Here is a 14372-nt window from a genome sequence, read left to right as displayed (position 1 = left end):
GTTCGGGAAATCTGGCGCGTATGTAGCGACCCACAGCCGCAGCCGCAACCGGCATGCAGCCAGAGCGATGACGATTGCGCCGGTGCCGACAGCCTGAATAATGCGCCCAGGCGCAATTGTTCGAGGCGAATCCGACGTGTCAGATGCGAGCGGCAAGACGCCGATCGAATTGAGGTTGCGCGACAGCGCCCAGCTCTTCAACACCCTCGACCCCTTCCCCTTCCGCGAGGGCGACATCGATGCCGATGCCGAGCGCTACATCGTCGAGTGGGCGCAGGAGCTGCCAAAGGACGAGCCGATCGCGATCGTCATTCACCTCCAGTCGCCGGAGCGGCCCGACAAGCCCAAGCCTGACCTCGCAGCCGCGGTGAAGAACTGGTTCGCCGCCAAGGCGCGCGCGGAGAACCTGGCACTGCGAGACCTCTTTCGCGACGGCCGGCTGGCCTTCCTGATCGGCTTCGCCGGCCTCGGCACCTGCCTGTTCCTGAGTTTTCTCGTCACGAAGCGGTTCGACAGCCCCTTCGCACGCATCTTTCAGGAGAGCCTGATCATCATCGGCTGGGTCGTGATTTGGCGGCCGGCCGAAATGTTCCTCTACGACTGGGTTCCGCTCATCCGTCGCCGGCGGCTGTTCCGGCGTCTGGCGGATGCCCGGGTCACGGTTGTGCGGGCGCCCCATGACCAGCCCCTGCCCCCGGCCGGGCCGGCCTAGGCATGGCCGAGCGCATCGAGGAACCTGACGAAACGCCTCGTATGGCCCGTCCTGGCTCTGGGATGCGGCGCGGTCTGCACCACGACGAGCCGTCGCGCCGGCACCACCGCAATGAACTGCCCGCCGAATCCTGCGGCGAAGCCAGCTCCCGCGCCGAAGCGAGCCCTCGGCAGGGTCCACCATAGATAACCGTAGCCGAGATCGCCGCGATCCGTGGCGGCCTGCTCGCTCAGTGATTGGTCGATCCATTCGGCGGGAATGACCTGTCGGCCGTTCCATGCCCCGCGATCGAGCACCAGCCGCCCGAACCGCAGGGCATCCCGTGCCGTGAGCTTGAACGGATAGGCTTCGTGAAGGGATTGCGGCACCCGGACATAGCGGCCGTCACCCGGCACGAAATCCTCCATGCCGATCGGCCTCGCGATACGCCTGCCGAAACTCTCGAAGATGTCCTCGCCCGTGAGCCGACGATAGATCGTGCCCAGCGCGTTGAAATCCCAATTGTTGTAGAACCAGAAGCTTCCCGCGGCATGGCTGCCGCGTCCCGGGCGCCGCGCGCGTATCTCGGCCGTCTCATGCGCAGCGACATGATAGATGCCCGAGCGCGCGCTCAGGAGGTCGCGCACGGTCGCGCGCTTTTCCGCATCCGTGAGGCCGGGCGGCAAATCGTCGATGCCGAGCTGCGCCAGCGTCGCGGCAGGATCGATGCGCTTCTCGGAGATCGCGATGCCATAGAGCGCACCGAGCAGGCTCTTGCGTACCGAGGCGACATCGACCTTGAGCCGATCGTCGCCGAGGCTCGCGACGCTCCGCCCGTCCCGCGTCACGATCAGCGCCGCGAGGCCCTCCGTGCGGAAATGCTCGGCCGCGAGATCGGTGCCGGCACCGAGCGAGCTCGCGGAGCGGCTTTCCCGGCCGAAGCACGTCGCATCGAGCAAGGGAAGAACGGCAAGGCTGCACAGGCAACGGCGCGTGAGAGGGGCGTGACTCATCGCCGGCTTTTCCAGTTCCGTTGCGCTGAACGTCTCCCGCGCAGCCTTAGCGGTTCCGCTGCAACATGTCCCGCCGGTAGCCTGAGCACCGAACACTGTATGCAGCATATCTTGAGATCGATCTCAAAGCTGCCTACTCTCCCGAGCAGACCACCGGCCTGAAGAGGTGGCCGATCCCTGGGGAGGGACCATGAAACTCATCGTGAAGGCCGCGCTCGGCGCGGCGGCAATGCTGTTGGCGGCCGGCCCCTCCTGGGCCTTCCCGGACCGTCCGATCCAGCTGATCGTGCCCTGGGCCGCCGGCGGCGGCATGGATGCGGTGATGCGGATCGTCGCCAACGGGTTGGAAGTCGAACTCAAGACGCCGGTCAATGTCGTCAATCGCACCGGCGGCGGCGGCATCACAGGCCATACCGCCATCGCGACCGGCACGGCCGACGGCTACACGATCGGCGGCATCAGCCCCGAGATCTCCTTCTTCAAATCGCTCGGCATGGGCGAACTGACGATCGACAGCGTCGACGCCTTCTCGCGTGTCTCGCTCATCCCCGCCGGCGTCACCGTCAAGGCGGACAGCCCCATCAAGACGATCGCGGACTATATCAAGGCTGCCAAGGACAGCCCGAAAGGCTCGATGCTGGGTTCCGGAACCGGTGTCGGCGGCTCCTGGCACATCGCGTCGGGGGGCCTGCTGAAAGCGGCCGGGCTTCCGCCCGATACGGTCAAATGGGTGCCCAGCAATGGTGGCGCACCGGCCCTCAACGACCTCGTCGCCGGCGGGATCACGGTCTTTACGGGTTCGCCGATCGAGGCCAAGGCGATGCTCGAGGCCGGGCGCGTGCGGACCATCCTGCTGATGACCGAGGAGCGCCACCCCAACTTCCCGGACGTACCGAGCGCCAAGGAAGCTGGGCTGGACTGGACTTACCAGAACTGGTTCGCGCTGGCCGCGCCCAAGGGCATCCCGGCCGACCGCCGCAAGATCCTGTTCGACGCGGCCGAACGCACCCTGCAGCGGGCGGAGGTGCGCAAGGCCATGGCCGACCGCGGCATCACGCCGGTCTGGGACAAGCCCGGCGAATTCGCCGCCTATGTGAAGACCTTCACCGAACGTGGCAACGGCGTGCTCAAGGAGCTCGGCCTCGCCAAGGACTGACGCCTGACGGCCGAGGCGATTTCACAAAGATGACATCGCCTCACGGCGCAGCTTCCCTTCGGCCCGGACCATGCATCAGACTGGCCGGGCCGAGGACCGCAGGAGGAGAAGCATGCGACGAGCAACGACGTCCGCGAGAGCCCTCCGCCTTGGCCTGATCGCCCTCATTGCCGCCTGGTTCGGCACGCTTCCCGCCAGCGCCCAGTCGGATGAGCCGGGCTGCCGTCCTGACATGGCCTCGCTGAGACTGCCGATCCAGCGTGCCAATCTCGAGCGGACCAATCTCGCAAAAGATGAGGTGCGGCTCACCTTTGTCGGCCATGCCACCTTCCTGATCGAAACCGCAGGCGGAGTGAAGGCCGCGACCGACTACAACGACTATATCCGGCCGCCGGTGACACCGGACATCGCCACGATGAACAAGGCCCATTCGACCCATAATTCGCGCAATCCCGATCCGGCCATCAAGCAGGTCCTGCCCGGCTGGGACCCGACGGGCGCCGGCGCGGCAAAGCACGACGTGACCATGGGCGACCTGCGTGTCCGCAACGTGCCCACCAATATCCGCTCCTATTCCGGATCGACGGATTTCGACGGCAACTCGATCTTCGTCTTCGAGATTGGCGAGCTCTGCGTCGCTCATCTCGGCCATCTCCACCATCCACTGGAGCCCGGCCATCTGCGTGCGCTTGGCCGCGTCGACGTCGTGCTGTTCCCGGTCGATGGCAGTTACACCCTCGATCAGGAGGGCATGCTTGAGGTGCTGAAATCGCTGCAGGCGCGGGTGATGATCCCGATGCACTTCTTCGGCGGCGGAACGCTGAACCGTTTCCTCACCCGCTCGCAGGAGCTCTGGCCGGTCGAGCGGCGCGAGCAGCCAGTGATCACGGTGACCAAGGCGGGCCTGCCGGCACGCCCGACCGTGATCGTCCTGCCCGGCCATTGACCTCGCGTTCATGCGGCAGCGCGCAATCGCGTTAAGCTCCCGGTCAGACTGATCCCGGACTTCCGTTGCGGTAGCCTGGGACTTCGGCATTCTGTCAGGCCTCCGATCGTCCATCAGGAAGCTCCGCGATGAACCGCGCGCTCGTGATCGCCTGCCTTTCGACCGCCCTCCTGCTGCCGGCCAGCGCCGAGGCCGCGAAGATGCGGTTCGGCGGCAAGAGCAGTTCCAAGCCCTCCTCGACCGAGACCTCGACATCCGGCGGCAAGAGCAGAAGCCTCGTCGTCGTGCCGGGAGTCGGCGGCGCGGCCGCTGGTACGGCGAAGGCCGGCGAACCTGCCCCGGCACGGGTCCCCTTCCCGCCAGCCACCGCATCGCAAGCGGCCCCTGCCCCGGCGCCGACCCTGATGAAGCTCTCCGTGAATGACGGCGCCAAGATCTGGTGCCGCAGCGAGGTCGTGGTCGGCGGCTTCTGCGTTCTCAACTAGGCCGCAGCCATCCGCGATCAGAAATCGCCCACGTCGTCGGGGACATTGCCATGGACCCGGCCGGCGGCCTTCGGCTTGGTCAGCGGCGCCGGGATCGGCGCGTTGCCCCGGATCAGATTGACGCCGGCATAGATGTCGCTGGCGACCTGCAGGTCGAGCCGTTCCGCATCGCGCCGCCGCACATCCTCGGCGATCTCCACCGCCTCGTCCTGCGGCACGCCCATGCCGAGCAGCACCGCCGTGCCGAAAGCCATCGCGGATTCGAAGGTCTCGCGGATCTGGTACTCGACGCCGGCGCGGATCAGGTCCATCGAATGGCCGCGATCGAAGGCACGCACGAACAGCTTGGCGTGAGGGAACGCTTCCTGCGACACGGCGACGATGCGGTCGGCGGTGTTGCGGTCCTCGACGCAGACCAGGATCGCCTCCGCCCGCTCGGCCCCTGACGCGTGCAGGATTTCGGCCCGCGTGCCGTCGCCATAATGCACCTTGAAGCCGAAATCGGCGGCGGCCTTGATCAATTCGACATCGACCTCGATGATCGAGACACTGAAGCCACGTGCCAGCAATGCCTGGCTCGCGACCTGCCCGAAGCGGCCGAAGCCGATGATCAGGACCCGGCCGTTCAACCCCTCGGCGAGTTCGACCCCATCGAGCGAGGCTTCTTCCGGCGGCATGAAGCGGTCGAGCGCGATGGCCAGCAATGGCGTCAGCGCCATCGAGATGATCACGGTCGCGCTGGCGATGGCGTTGACCTGACCGTCGAAGATGCCAGCCGCAAGCGCCGCGCCATAGAGCACGAAGGCGAATTCGCCGCCCTGCGAAAACAGGGCGACCCGCGTGACCGCCTCCCGCGTCCGCGAACGGAACAGCTTGGCGACGATGAAGATGCCGAGCGCCTTGACAGACATGAAGGCGAGCACGGCGAGCGCGATCAGGCGCCACTGCGCGGCAATGACGCCGAGATCGAGCGACATGCCGACGGCCAGGAAGAACAAGCCGAGCAGAATGCCGCGGAACGGCTCGATATCGGCTTCGAGCTGATGCCGGAAACTGGACTCCGACAGAAGCACACCGGCGAGGAAGGCGCCCATCGCCATCGAAAGGCCGCCGAGCTGCATCGCCAGCGCAGCCCCAAGCACCACGAGCAGCGCTGCGGCGGTCATCACCTCCCGCGCATGGGCCAGCGCCAGCAGGCGGAACATCGGGTTAAGCAGGTAGCGTCCGGCGAGCACGAGGCCCCCGACGCTCGCCACGCCGATGCCGAACGAAAGCCAGCCGCTGCCGGTATCGCCCTTGAACGGCGCGAGCAGGGCGACCACCGCCAGCAGCGGCACGATGGCGAGGTCTTCGAGCAGCAGGATCGAGACCGCCTGCTGGCCTTGCGGCGTCGAGGTCTCGCCGCGCTCGTTCAGCATCTGCATGACGACTGCCGTCGAGGACAGGACGAAACCCATGCCGGCGATGAAGGCGGCCGGCAGCGGCAGGCCATAGGCGTAGCCGACGCCGGTCAGCAGCGCGCCGCAGAGCGTGACCTGTGCCGCCCCGAGTCCGAAGATCTCGCGCCGGAGATTCCACAGCCGCGATGGCTGCATCTCCAGACCGATGATGAAGAGGAACATCACGACGCCGAACTCGGCGACGTGCAGCACCGATGCCGGGTGAGAGAAGAGGCCGAGGCCATAGGGGCCGATGGCGAGACCCGCAGTGAAATAGCCCAAGACGGAGCCGAGTCCGAGGCGCTTGAACAGAGGCACGGCCACGACGCCGGCACCCAGCAGGCTGACGACCTTGATCAGATCGCCCGTGACGCCCTCGACTGCCATCCACTCCCCTTCCAGCTCGGCGCCGCCGCCCGACGCAGACTTGCTCAGTTAGGTGCGCCGCCCCTGCAAGGCAATCGCCTTTCCTGCACGGCGGCGGTCAGTGGCGCCGTCAGGCGCCGGTCCGGCTCGGCCGGCCTTCGACGGGATAGGCCGGATCGCTGTAGCCAGGGGTCGACGGGTGGCCCGCCGGGACGAGCTCGTTCACCAGCGCCTCGTCCTCGGCCGTGAAGGTGATGTCGAGTGCGGCGAGATAGGCCTGCCATTGCTCCATCGTCCGCGGCCCGGCGATCGCCGCCGTCAGCAGCTTGTTATTGAGCACCCAGCCGACGGCGAACTGGATCGGCGTCATGCCGCGCGCGGCCGCATGGCGCTTGATCGTCTGGGCGATGACCAGGCTTTCCTCGCGCCATTCGGTCTGCATGATCCGCTTGTCGGCGCGGCCGGCGCGCGTGCCCTCCGGCGGCGCCTGGCCGGGCTCGTATTTTCCGGTCAGCACGCCGCGCGCCAGCGGCGAATAGGAGGCGACGCCGAGCCCGTAAAAGCCGCAGGCGGGCAGGTGCTCGACCTCGGGCATGCGGTTCATCGCGTTGTAATAGGGCTGGCTGACCACCGGCCTGTCGATGCCGAGCTCGTCGCAGAGCCGGCAGATCTCGGCAACCCGCCAGGAACGGTAGTTCGAGACCCCGAAATGCCGGATCTTGCCCTGCTGCACGAGCTGCCCGATCGCGCGCACCGTCTCGACCAGCGGCGTCGCATGATCCTCCTTGTGGAGGTAGTAGATGTCGATGAAGTCCGTGCCGAGCCGGCGCAGGCTGTCGTCGCAGGCCTGCAGCACCCATTTGCGCGAGAGCCCGACCCGGTTGGGCCCCTCCCCCATGGGATTGGCGAGCTTGGTTGCCAGCACCCAGTCATGCCGGTTCGCCGCGATGGCGCGCCCCGTGATCTCCTCGGAACGCCCCTCATTGTAGACGTCGGCCGTGTCGATGAAGTTGATGCCGGCCCCGCGCGCATGGTCGATGACGGCGCGCGAGCCGGCCTCGTCGGTCGCGCCGCCGAACATCATCGTGCCCAGGCAGAGCGGCGAGACCTTGAGGCCGGACCGGCCGAGTTGGCGATAATCCATCGAAACTCTCCATCCCCATCGAGCGGCCGAACCACACCCTGTCCGGCCCTGCCGTCGGCGAGCCTGCCCCAGCGCCACGCCAGGCGCCAGCACGCCGCGCGCAGCCGCCCCCTGCAGGGCGCGCGCCCTTCTGCCCCCGCCGCCTTGGGCAGCCAGCATGCGCAAAGAGAATCCTTAATCTCTTGTGCCAGGATTCGGCATCTTCCTCGCGGCCGGAGCCGATGAACCTCGCCACGCTCGTCCAGAGCCAGACCCTTGCCACCTTGCTGCAAGCCCTTGCGCCGGCGAGCGAGCTCGCGCCGGGCAAGACGGTCGAGGCACGGCTGCTCGCGCTGGCCGGCGACGGCACCGCGACGGCGCAGGTCGGCAATGAGACGATCGCGCTCGTGCTCGCTGGCCCCACCACCAGGCAGGCCGCCTTGCAGCCCGGCGCCACTCTACTTCTGAAGATCGACGCCCCCGACGAGCCCGGCCCTGGACTGAAGGCGACGCTCGTCGAGATCCGCCCGCCTGCCACTCCGGCCGCGCAGCCCGCGCTGTCGCCCGCCTCATCGACCCAGCCCGCGACGGTCGCGACGACGGCACCGATGGCCCCCTCAGTGCCAGCGGCGACCACGATGGCCGCGCCCTCACCGGGCCAGGCAGCCCCCGGCACCGTCTCGTCCCCTGTTGCGTCGGGCCTTTCTCCGACCACCCCATCGCAGATCCCGTCGACGGCACAGCCCGCCACAATGCGGGTCACGACGACCACGCCCGGGGTGGCGATGCAGGCCTCGCCCACCCCACAGGCGACCGCCAATCAGGCGGCTTCGCCGCGCGCTCTGGCCGGCCCGTCGCTCGGACCGGCATTGGCGCGGCAGGACAGTCTCGCACCGCTGCTGGCAAACATGCGGGCCCTCGCCAATGGTTCGGTCGCCATCGCGCTGCCGAAGCCCCTGCTGACGCTGATCGACCGCGTTCTCAGCCAGACCATCCCGGTCGAACGCCAGCCGATGACAGCATCCGTCCTGAAGGCCGCCGTCCAGAACTCCGGGCTCTTCCTCGAAAGCCATCAGGCCGAAGGCCGCACGCCGCCCCCGGGCGGCGATCTGAAGGCCAGCCTGCAAACGCTGCGCGCCAGCCTGGCGCCGCTGCTCGAGGCGCTTTCGCCGCCGCAACCCGCCAAGGCCGAAGCGGTCGGCAAGGCAGTCATCGCCACCGCGCCTCTGCAACCCGTGCCGGAGACCGGGGCCAGGCCGGCCCCGCCTCGGCGCGACGGCGCACTTGTCCCGCAGCCGATTGCGGAGCCGAGCCTGTCCGCCGGCGAGAAGCCGCTCGCCATCATCGAGACACTGCTGGAGCAGACCGACGCCGCGCTCGATCGGATCAAGCTCGCGCAATATGCCTCGCTGCCGCCGGAAGGCCCCCGGGCTGAGGCGCAGCAGGGCCAGCGCTGGCTGACCGAACTCCCCCTCGCCTTCCACAACGGCGCCGCGATGCTGCCGCTGCAGATCGAGAAGGAGCCGCCCCGACGCGATGCCGATGGCGTGGCCGGCCCGCTCTGGCGCGTACGTTTCGCCCTCGACGTCGAGCCGATGGGGCCACTGCAGGGTGTCGTCACGCTGCAGGGCCGCAGCGTCGGGATCACGCTCTGGGCTGAACGGGAAGAAACCAGCAAGGTCCTGCGCGGAGCCTCCCGCGGCCTGGAGGCGGCATTGGCCGATGCGCATTTCGAGAACGGTACCATCGACATCCACACCGGCCAGCCGCGCGTCGCGCAGCCCACCGCAGGCCAGTTTCTCGACCGCATGTCATGACCGTTCCCCCCGACCGCCCCTCTCCTCGCCAGATCGCCGTCGCGCTGGAATATGATGGCCAGGGCGCACCGCGCGTCACCGCCAAGGGTCGCGGCGAACTGGCCCAGCGCATCGTCGAGACCGGTCGTGAACATGGCGTCGCGATCGAGGAGAACGCCGTGCTGGCGCAGGCTTTGTCGGCTGTGGAACTCGACGACCAGATCCCCGAGGAGCTATACCGCGCCACGGCGCAGGTCATCGCCTTCGTGCTCTCGCTGCGGGGCGAGATTCGGCGCCACCGTCGGGAAGATCATTCACCTTGAACACGGGAATCGTCGTCAGACGCATCCGACCCGCCGATTATGCCGGCTACGGCCCGGCCTTCGCGGAACTTGCCGGACGCGCGCTCGAACCAAACCCGCATATGTCACCGGCCGCCGTGGCAGCCGCCCGGGTCGTCGTGCCGGAAGACCGGATCGTCATCCTGGCGGCATGGCTGAGCGAGGCACTGGGCTCCGAGCGGCTCGCCGGGCTCTGGGCGCTGCGCCGCCAGCGCGACTGGCGCACGGGTTTCTCCGCCACGCTCACCGCGCCAATCCTGCCCCTCTACGAGGTCTCGTCCCTGCCGGTCATTGATCGCGACCAGGCCGACGACGTCATCCAGGCGATGCTGCGCCATCTCCTCGCCTCGGGCGATCTGCCGCGCACCCTGGCCTTGTCGCTCTTGCCGCTCGAGGGGCCGTCCTTCGAAGCCTTGCAGGAGGCCTGCCGCGTCACCGGCAGCGTTCTCTGCAGCTATGAACGCTGGCAGCGACCCGTCATGCGGCCCGAACCGGGCGACGACGCCGAGCGCTACCTCCGCCGTTCACTGGGCTCCGGTTACAAGAAGCGCATGCAGCAGTTTCGCGCCGTCGCCCGCCACGGTGCCATGACCTTCCGACGGCGCCGTGGCGATGCGGCGCGGCAAGCCCTCTCCGATTTCCTGGCGCTGGAAGCGGCGGGCTGGAAGGGCAAGGCGGGGACAGCGATCGCCCGACTGCCGCAGGCTTCAGCCTATTTCGACAGCCTGGCCACGCATTTCGCGGCCGCCGACGCACTGCAGATCGACACATTGCTGCTCGACGATCGCCCCCTCGCTATGGGCCTGCTGATCGAGAGCGCTGGCACCCGGCATTTCCTCAAGATCGCCTACGACGAAACGGAAGCCCGCCATTCGCCCGGCCGTGCCTTGACCATCGCCATGCTGCAGGCCGATTTCGCCGGCACGCCACCGCTCTTCTTCGACAGCGGAGCCGGCGATGGCGTCGATGCCGGCACCTATGTCTGGGGCGAACGCCGCCTGATGGGCAATGTCCTCATCGGCCTCGGCAACGCCTCGCCGGATCTCCCGCGGGCAGCGGCGCGGCTGCGGCAGGTCCTGCGCAGGGCCCGGGCACGATTGCGGCGCTGAAGCCCAGAATTCAGTGGCGAATATCCGGCGGATCGGCCACATCTCCCCCCGACATCAGGGCAGGAACGTTCGGCATGAGCAACGCGATCAGGATCGGCATCGTCACTGTGTCCGACCGCGCCTCGGCCGGCGTCTACGAAGACGAAGGCGGCCCTGCTATCAACGCCTATCTCGACAAGGCACTGGCTTCGGCCTGGACCGCAGTCGCCCGTGTCATTCCCGACGACCGCGCGCTGATCGCACGGACGCTGGTCCAGCTGGCGGACGAGGAAGGTTGCTGCCTGATCGTCACCACCGGCGGCACCGGCCCGGCGCCACGCGACGTCACGCCGGAAGCGACCGAGGACGTGATCGAAAAGCCGATGCCAGGCTTCGGCGAACTGATGCGCCAGGTCAGCCTCGCCAAGGTGCCGACCGCGATCCTCTCGCGCCAGACCGCCGGCATTCGCGGTCGCTCCCTGATCGTCAACCTGCCCGGCCGGCCCCGCGCCATCGCCGAATGCCTCGACGCCGTGATGCCGGCGATCCCGTACTGCATCGACCTGATCGAGGGCCCTTATATCGAGACCGACCCGGCGGTGATCGTCGCCTTCAGGCCGGGACAGAAGCCGAAGGCGTGAGCGGCTCCTTCCGGCCTGCGCGTAGCGAAGGGCCCGGCGCCCAGTGCCTCACTCTGGCTCGACCACGCCGACCTGGGAGGTGATCGATCCATAATGCTCGATCCGGCGATGGCGCTTGAAGTCGAAGATCGTCTCCTTGCCGAAGCGCGTATCGTCCAGATCGCAGGCATGGACGATGACGCCATCCGCCTCGCCTTCCAGTTCGGCGACGATCTCGCCGTCGGGATTGACGATCAGCGTCCCGCCCATCAGGTGATGCCCGTCCTCGTCGCCGGCCTTGGCCACGGCGACGACCCAGCAGGAATTCTGATAGGCGCCGGCCTGCACGGAAAGCCGGTGGTGGAACAGCCGCTGCTCGAGGCCCTCGCCGCCCTTCTGCGAGTTGACAGATGGCGTGTTGAAGCCGAGCACGACCATCTCGACGCCCTGCAGACCCATCACGCGATAGGTCTCGGGCCAGCGCCGGTCGTTGCAGATGCACATGCCGATCAGGCCGCCCATCGTCCGCCAGACCGGGAAGCCGAGATCGCCCGGTTCGAAATAGCGCTTCTCGAGGTGCTGGTGCGAGCGGCTGTCATCGTAATCGACATGGCCCGGCAGATGGACCTTGCGGTATTTGCCGACGATCGCGCCGGACTTGTCGACGATGATCGAGCTGTTGAAATGCCGGCCTTCCGGCGTCAGCTCGGCATAGCCGAAGCTCATGCCCATGCCGTATCCGCGAGCCTTTTCGAAGAGCGGCTGGACCGCCGGATTCGGCATCGCTGCCTCGAACCATGGATCGGCCTCGACGCGGTCCTCATGGTACCAGCGCGGGAAGAAGGTCGTCAGCGCCAGTTCCGGATAGATGATGAAGTCGGCGCCCTTCGCCGCGGCTTCCTCCATCAGCGCGATCATTCGGGCAACGACCTCGCCGCGCGTCTCGGCTTTCTGGATCGGCCCGAGTTGGGCTGCGGCAACGGTCAGGATGCGGGACATGGAAACCTCGGCAGGCAGGCGTGGCGACCCGAGCGGCTTAGCGAGAACGATGCCAGCCGCCTATCCCATCTCATGCAGGCGGCGCTCAGCCCGCCTGCAATTCCTGCCCGATCGCCCGCACGAGTTGCGGACCGATCGGATCGGTCATCGACGAATACCCGCCCACCAGCTCGCCCGAGCGGCCGACCAGATATTTGTGGAAGTTCCAGCGCGGCGTCTCTGTCGGACGCTGCGCAGCGGCCCAGCGATAGAAGGGATGCGCGTCGGGGCCTTTGACCACCGTCTTCTCCGCGAAGGCATAGGTCGCGCCATGGCTTTGCCGCGCGGCCTCGGCGATGGCTGCACCTTCGAGCGGCTCCTGGCCACCGAAATCGTTGCTCGGCACGGCGATCAGCATCAGACCGCGTTCTCGGTAACGCTGCCAGAGTTGTTCGAGCGTGCCGAACTGGCCGGCGAAGCCGCAATTCGTCGCCGTATTGACGATCAGGATGGGCCGGTCCCGGTAGTCGGCAAGCAACAACGAACCGCCTCCAGCTCGGGCGAAGACGAAGGGCGATGCCGGCGGCACCCCCTGGGCGTCTGCAGCCCGGCCGATCAGCGACACCACGCCAGCACCCGCCAGCATCCCCAGAAGTTCCCGACGTTGCACCGCCATCGCCCGTCCCTCCGTCGTCATCGGAAGAGCCTCGCCCGCCCGATACTGCATCATGATCCCTTCTACGACTGGGATGCAAAGACAGATGCGCCCCGGAAGCCTTCCGGCCCGGGGCGATCATCATGGAGCGAAGCACCATCCGGCCGGCAATGCCGGCGTGTCGAGCTCAGGAGCTGAGCTGCAGGACCTTCTTCACGCGCACTTCGAGGTCGCGCAGTTCATAGGGCTTCACGACGTAGTGGTCGGCACCGTTCGTCGTCGCCTCGTCCATCTTGTCGACCGAGCGCTCCGAGGTCGCCATGATGATCTTGATCTGGTTCAGCTCGGGCACCGAGCGGATGGCGCGCAGCAGGTCGATGCCGCTCATGCCGTCCATGTTCCAGTCGAGCAGAAGCAGGTCGTAGCGCTTGGTCTGCATCTTCATCAGGGCCTCGCGAGCATTCTCGGCCTCGTCGATGTCCTGAAACTCGATCTGCTTCAGGAAATAGGTCGCGAGGCCGCGCATGCTCTTCTGGTCGTCGACCACAAGGATCCGATAGTCGCTTCTCGCTTTCATCACGCTCTCCTTATGCGGTGCGCAGATGGGCTCGCTCGCCGAGCAGGTTGCTGACGGCAGCGCCGATCTGATCAAGCGCGACAACCCGGTCGGCGGCACCGATCTCGAATGCCGCTTTCGGCATCCCGTTTACCACGCAGGTTTCCCCACTTTGAATTAACGTCTCGGCGCCCGCTTTGCGCATGGCTAACAAACCTTCAGCGCCGTCTCGGCCCATGCCCGTGAGCAGGATTCCGACCGCCTGCGGCCCGATGCTGCGGGCTACGGAGTGGAACATTACATCCACGGAGGGAGAATGTCCGCTCACCAGAGGGCCCTCCCGCAGCACGCAGACGAACTCGCCCCGGCGCTCCTCAATCTCGAGATGGCGCGGCCCGCCCGGCGCCACGACGGCCATGCCCGGCTTCAGCCGGTCGCCGTCACTAGCCTCGCGGACGTCGAGTCCAGTCGCGGTGGCAAGCCTCGCGGCGAACTTCGCCGTGTAGCCGGGCGGCATGTGCTGCACGACGGCGATCGGCAAGCGCAGATGTGCGAGGTCGCGCATGACGACCTGAACCGCCGGCACGCCGCCGGTCGATGCCCCGATGGCGATGAAAGAGGCCCGCCCGCCGGCCCGGGCCGGCTCGCGCGGCGCCACTGCGCGCGCTGGCGCGACTTCGCGACGGGAGGCGAACATCCGGCGGCTGGCCGAGGCGCGCTGCAGTGCGCCCACCAGATGCCGCATGAAACCTTCCAGCGTATTGGTCGAGCCGTCGGGCTTCTCGATGAAGTCGATGGCGCCGAGCTCGAGCGCCTGGATGGTGTTATCAGCGCCCGGACCGCCGAAGGCCGAGACGATCAGGACCGGCAAGGGGTCCTGCTTCAGGACGCGCGCCAGCAGCTTCAGGCCGTGGCGGCCGGGCAGCTCGAGGTCGAGCGTCACTACATCGGGCCGCAGTTCCTGGATGGCGTCCCAGCCCTCCTCGGCGCTGCCGGCGACGCCGATCACCTTGAAGCCCGGGGCTCCGTCGATGATCTGCGTCATCAGCTTTTGCATCAGCACGGAATCGTCGACGACGAGAACGCGGACCGGACCTGCGGAGCTGTTCATCATGCTCA

At 67.5% G+C, this 14372-nt stretch carries 15 protein-coding genes; 8 read left to right on the top strand and 7 right to left on the bottom strand.

Annotated features, from left to right (window positions below):
* The first annotated feature begins 136 nt into the window (after positions 1-136).
* Entirely contained in the window at positions 137-712 is a 576-nt protein-coding gene (locus tag VGN82_RS23850) for a hypothetical protein (protein WP_327529565.1), read from the top strand.
* On the opposite strand, the gene VGN82_RS23845 is transcribed toward VGN82_RS23850, so the two are convergent.
* Entirely contained in the window at positions 709-1704 is a 996-nt protein-coding gene (locus VGN82_RS23845) for a serine hydrolase domain-containing protein (protein WP_327529564.1), read from the bottom strand. The two genes, VGN82_RS23850 and VGN82_RS23845, sit on opposite strands and share 4 nt — an antisense overlap.
* Positions 1705-1894: 190 nt before the next feature.
* Between VGN82_RS23845 and VGN82_RS23840 the strand changes: the two genes are divergently transcribed.
* From VGN82_RS23840 to VGN82_RS23830, 3 genes are all read left to right on the top strand, one after another.
* Entirely contained in the window at positions 1895-2860 is a 966-nt protein-coding gene (locus VGN82_RS23840; RefSeq protein WP_327529563.1) for a Bug family tripartite tricarboxylate transporter substrate binding protein, read from the top strand.
* 112 nt (positions 2861-2972) lie between these two features.
* On the top strand, positions 2973-3806 hold the full coding sequence (locus VGN82_RS23835) for an MBL fold metallo-hydrolase (protein ID WP_327529562.1): 834 nt from the start codon (positions 2973-2975) through the stop codon (positions 3804-3806).
* 128 nt (positions 3807-3934) lie between these two features.
* Positions 3935-4291 carry a hypothetical protein gene (locus VGN82_RS23830; protein ID WP_327529561.1) on the top strand — a complete coding sequence of 119 codons (357 nt, stop codon included), beginning with the start codon at positions 3935-3937 and terminating at the stop codon, positions 4289-4291.
* Between the two features lie 17 nt (positions 4292-4308).
* Here VGN82_RS23830 and VGN82_RS23825 read toward each other — a convergent pair whose 3' ends face one another.
* Both VGN82_RS23825 and VGN82_RS23820 read right to left on the bottom strand, forming a co-directional pair.
* Positions 4309-6117, bottom strand: a complete 1809-nt coding sequence (locus VGN82_RS23825; protein WP_327529560.1) for a monovalent cation:proton antiporter-2 (CPA2) family protein — start codon at positions 6115-6117, stop codon at positions 4309-4311.
* A 109-nt stretch (positions 6118-6226) separates the two neighbouring features.
* Positions 6227-7240, bottom strand: coding sequence for an aldo/keto reductase (locus tag VGN82_RS23820; RefSeq protein WP_327529559.1), 1014 nt, complete (start codon positions 7238-7240; stop codon positions 6227-6229).
* 221 nt (positions 7241-7461) lie between these two features.
* Between VGN82_RS23820 and fliK the strand changes: the two genes are divergently transcribed.
* The 4 genes from fliK to mog all read left to right on the top strand — a co-directional run bounded on the left by fliK (position 7462) and on the right by mog (position 11085).
* Entirely contained in the window at positions 7462-9036 is a 1575-nt protein-coding gene (gene fliK, locus VGN82_RS23815) for a flagellar hook-length control protein FliK (protein WP_327529558.1), read from the top strand.
* On the top strand, positions 9033-9338 hold the full coding sequence (locus tag VGN82_RS23810) for an EscU/YscU/HrcU family type III secretion system export apparatus switch protein (RefSeq protein ID WP_327529557.1): 306 nt from the start codon (positions 9033-9035) through the stop codon (positions 9336-9338). Before fliK ends, VGN82_RS23810 begins: the two co-directional genes overlap by 4 nt.
* Positions 9335-10465, top strand: coding sequence for a GNAT family N-acetyltransferase (locus VGN82_RS23805; RefSeq protein WP_327529556.1), 1131 nt, complete (start codon positions 9335-9337; stop codon positions 10463-10465). Before VGN82_RS23810 ends, VGN82_RS23805 begins: the two co-directional genes overlap by 4 nt.
* A gap of 74 nt (positions 10466-10539) precedes the next feature.
* Positions 10540-11085, top strand: a complete 546-nt coding sequence (mog, locus tag VGN82_RS23800; protein WP_327529555.1) for a molybdopterin adenylyltransferase — start codon at positions 10540-10542, stop codon at positions 11083-11085.
* A gap of 48 nt (positions 11086-11133) precedes the next feature.
* Here mog and VGN82_RS23795 read toward each other — a convergent pair whose 3' ends face one another.
* The 4 genes from VGN82_RS23795 to cheB all read right to left on the bottom strand — a co-directional run bounded on the left by VGN82_RS23795 (position 11134) and on the right by cheB (position 14364).
* A complete protein-coding gene (locus VGN82_RS23795) occupies positions 11134-12063 on the bottom strand; it encodes an N-carbamoyl-D-amino-acid hydrolase (protein ID WP_327529554.1) in 930 nt (309 codons plus the stop codon).
* A gap of 85 nt (positions 12064-12148) precedes the next feature.
* A complete protein-coding gene (locus tag VGN82_RS23790) occupies positions 12149-12718 on the bottom strand; it encodes a glutathione peroxidase (protein WP_327529553.1) in 570 nt (189 codons plus the stop codon).
* 166 nt (positions 12719-12884) lie between these two features.
* A complete protein-coding gene (locus tag VGN82_RS23785; RefSeq protein ID WP_327529552.1) occupies positions 12885-13274 on the bottom strand; it encodes a response regulator in 390 nt (129 codons plus the stop codon).
* Between the two features lie 10 nt (positions 13275-13284).
* Positions 13285-14364, bottom strand: coding sequence for a chemotaxis-specific protein-glutamate methyltransferase CheB (gene cheB / locus VGN82_RS23780; RefSeq protein WP_327529551.1), 1080 nt, complete (start codon positions 14362-14364; stop codon positions 13285-13287).
* Positions 14365-14372 lie beyond the last annotated feature (8 nt).

The sequence above is a fragment of the Allobosea sp. genome, from assembly GCF_035999205.1.
In the GTDB taxonomy this organism is placed as follows: domain Bacteria; phylum Pseudomonadota; class Alphaproteobacteria; order Rhizobiales; family Beijerinckiaceae; genus Allobosea.
Note: the sequence above shows the minus strand (reverse complement) of the source record. Positions and strands in the feature narration are given on the sequence as shown.

Bases quoted from the DNA above. Each gene is read 5' to 3' on its own strand.
- VGN82_RS23830 (WP_327529561.1), top strand. From the start codon at position 3,935: ATGAACCGCGCGCTCGTGATCGCCTGCCTTTCGACCGCCCTCCTGCTG.
- VGN82_RS23835 (WP_327529562.1), top strand. From the start codon at position 2,973: ATGCGACGAGCAACGACGTCCGCGAGAGCCCTCCGCCTTGGCCTGATC.
- VGN82_RS23795 (WP_327529554.1), bottom strand. From the start codon at position 12,063: ATGTCCCGCATCCTGACCGTTGCCGCAGCCCAACTCGGGCCGATCCAG.
- VGN82_RS23820 (WP_327529559.1), bottom strand. From the start codon at position 7,240: ATGGATTATCGCCAACTCGGCCGGTCCGGCCTCAAGGTCTCGCCGCTC.
- VGN82_RS23825 (WP_327529560.1), bottom strand. From the start codon at position 6,117: ATGGCAGTCGAGGGCGTCACGGGCGATCTGATCAAGGTCGTCAGCCTG.
- cheB (WP_327529551.1), bottom strand. From the start codon at position 14,364: ATGAACAGCTCCGCAGGTCCGGTCCGCGTTCTCGTCGTCGACGATTCC.
- VGN82_RS23840 (WP_327529563.1), top strand. From the start codon at position 1,895: ATGAAACTCATCGTGAAGGCCGCGCTCGGCGCGGCGGCAATGCTGTTG.
- VGN82_RS23810 (WP_327529557.1), top strand. From the start codon at position 9,033: ATGACCGTTCCCCCCGACCGCCCCTCTCCTCGCCAGATCGCCGTCGCG.
- VGN82_RS23790 (WP_327529553.1), bottom strand. From the start codon at position 12,718: ATGGCGGTGCAACGTCGGGAACTTCTGGGGATGCTGGCGGGTGCTGGC.
- VGN82_RS23845 (WP_327529564.1), bottom strand. From the start codon at position 1,704: ATGAGTCACGCCCCTCTCACGCGCCGTTGCCTGTGCAGCCTTGCCGTT.
- mog (WP_327529555.1), top strand. From the start codon at position 10,540: ATGAGCAACGCGATCAGGATCGGCATCGTCACTGTGTCCGACCGCGCC.
- fliK (WP_327529558.1), top strand. From the start codon at position 7,462: ATGAACCTCGCCACGCTCGTCCAGAGCCAGACCCTTGCCACCTTGCTG.
- VGN82_RS23785 (WP_327529552.1), bottom strand. From the start codon at position 13,274: ATGAAAGCGAGAAGCGACTATCGGATCCTTGTGGTCGACGACCAGAAG.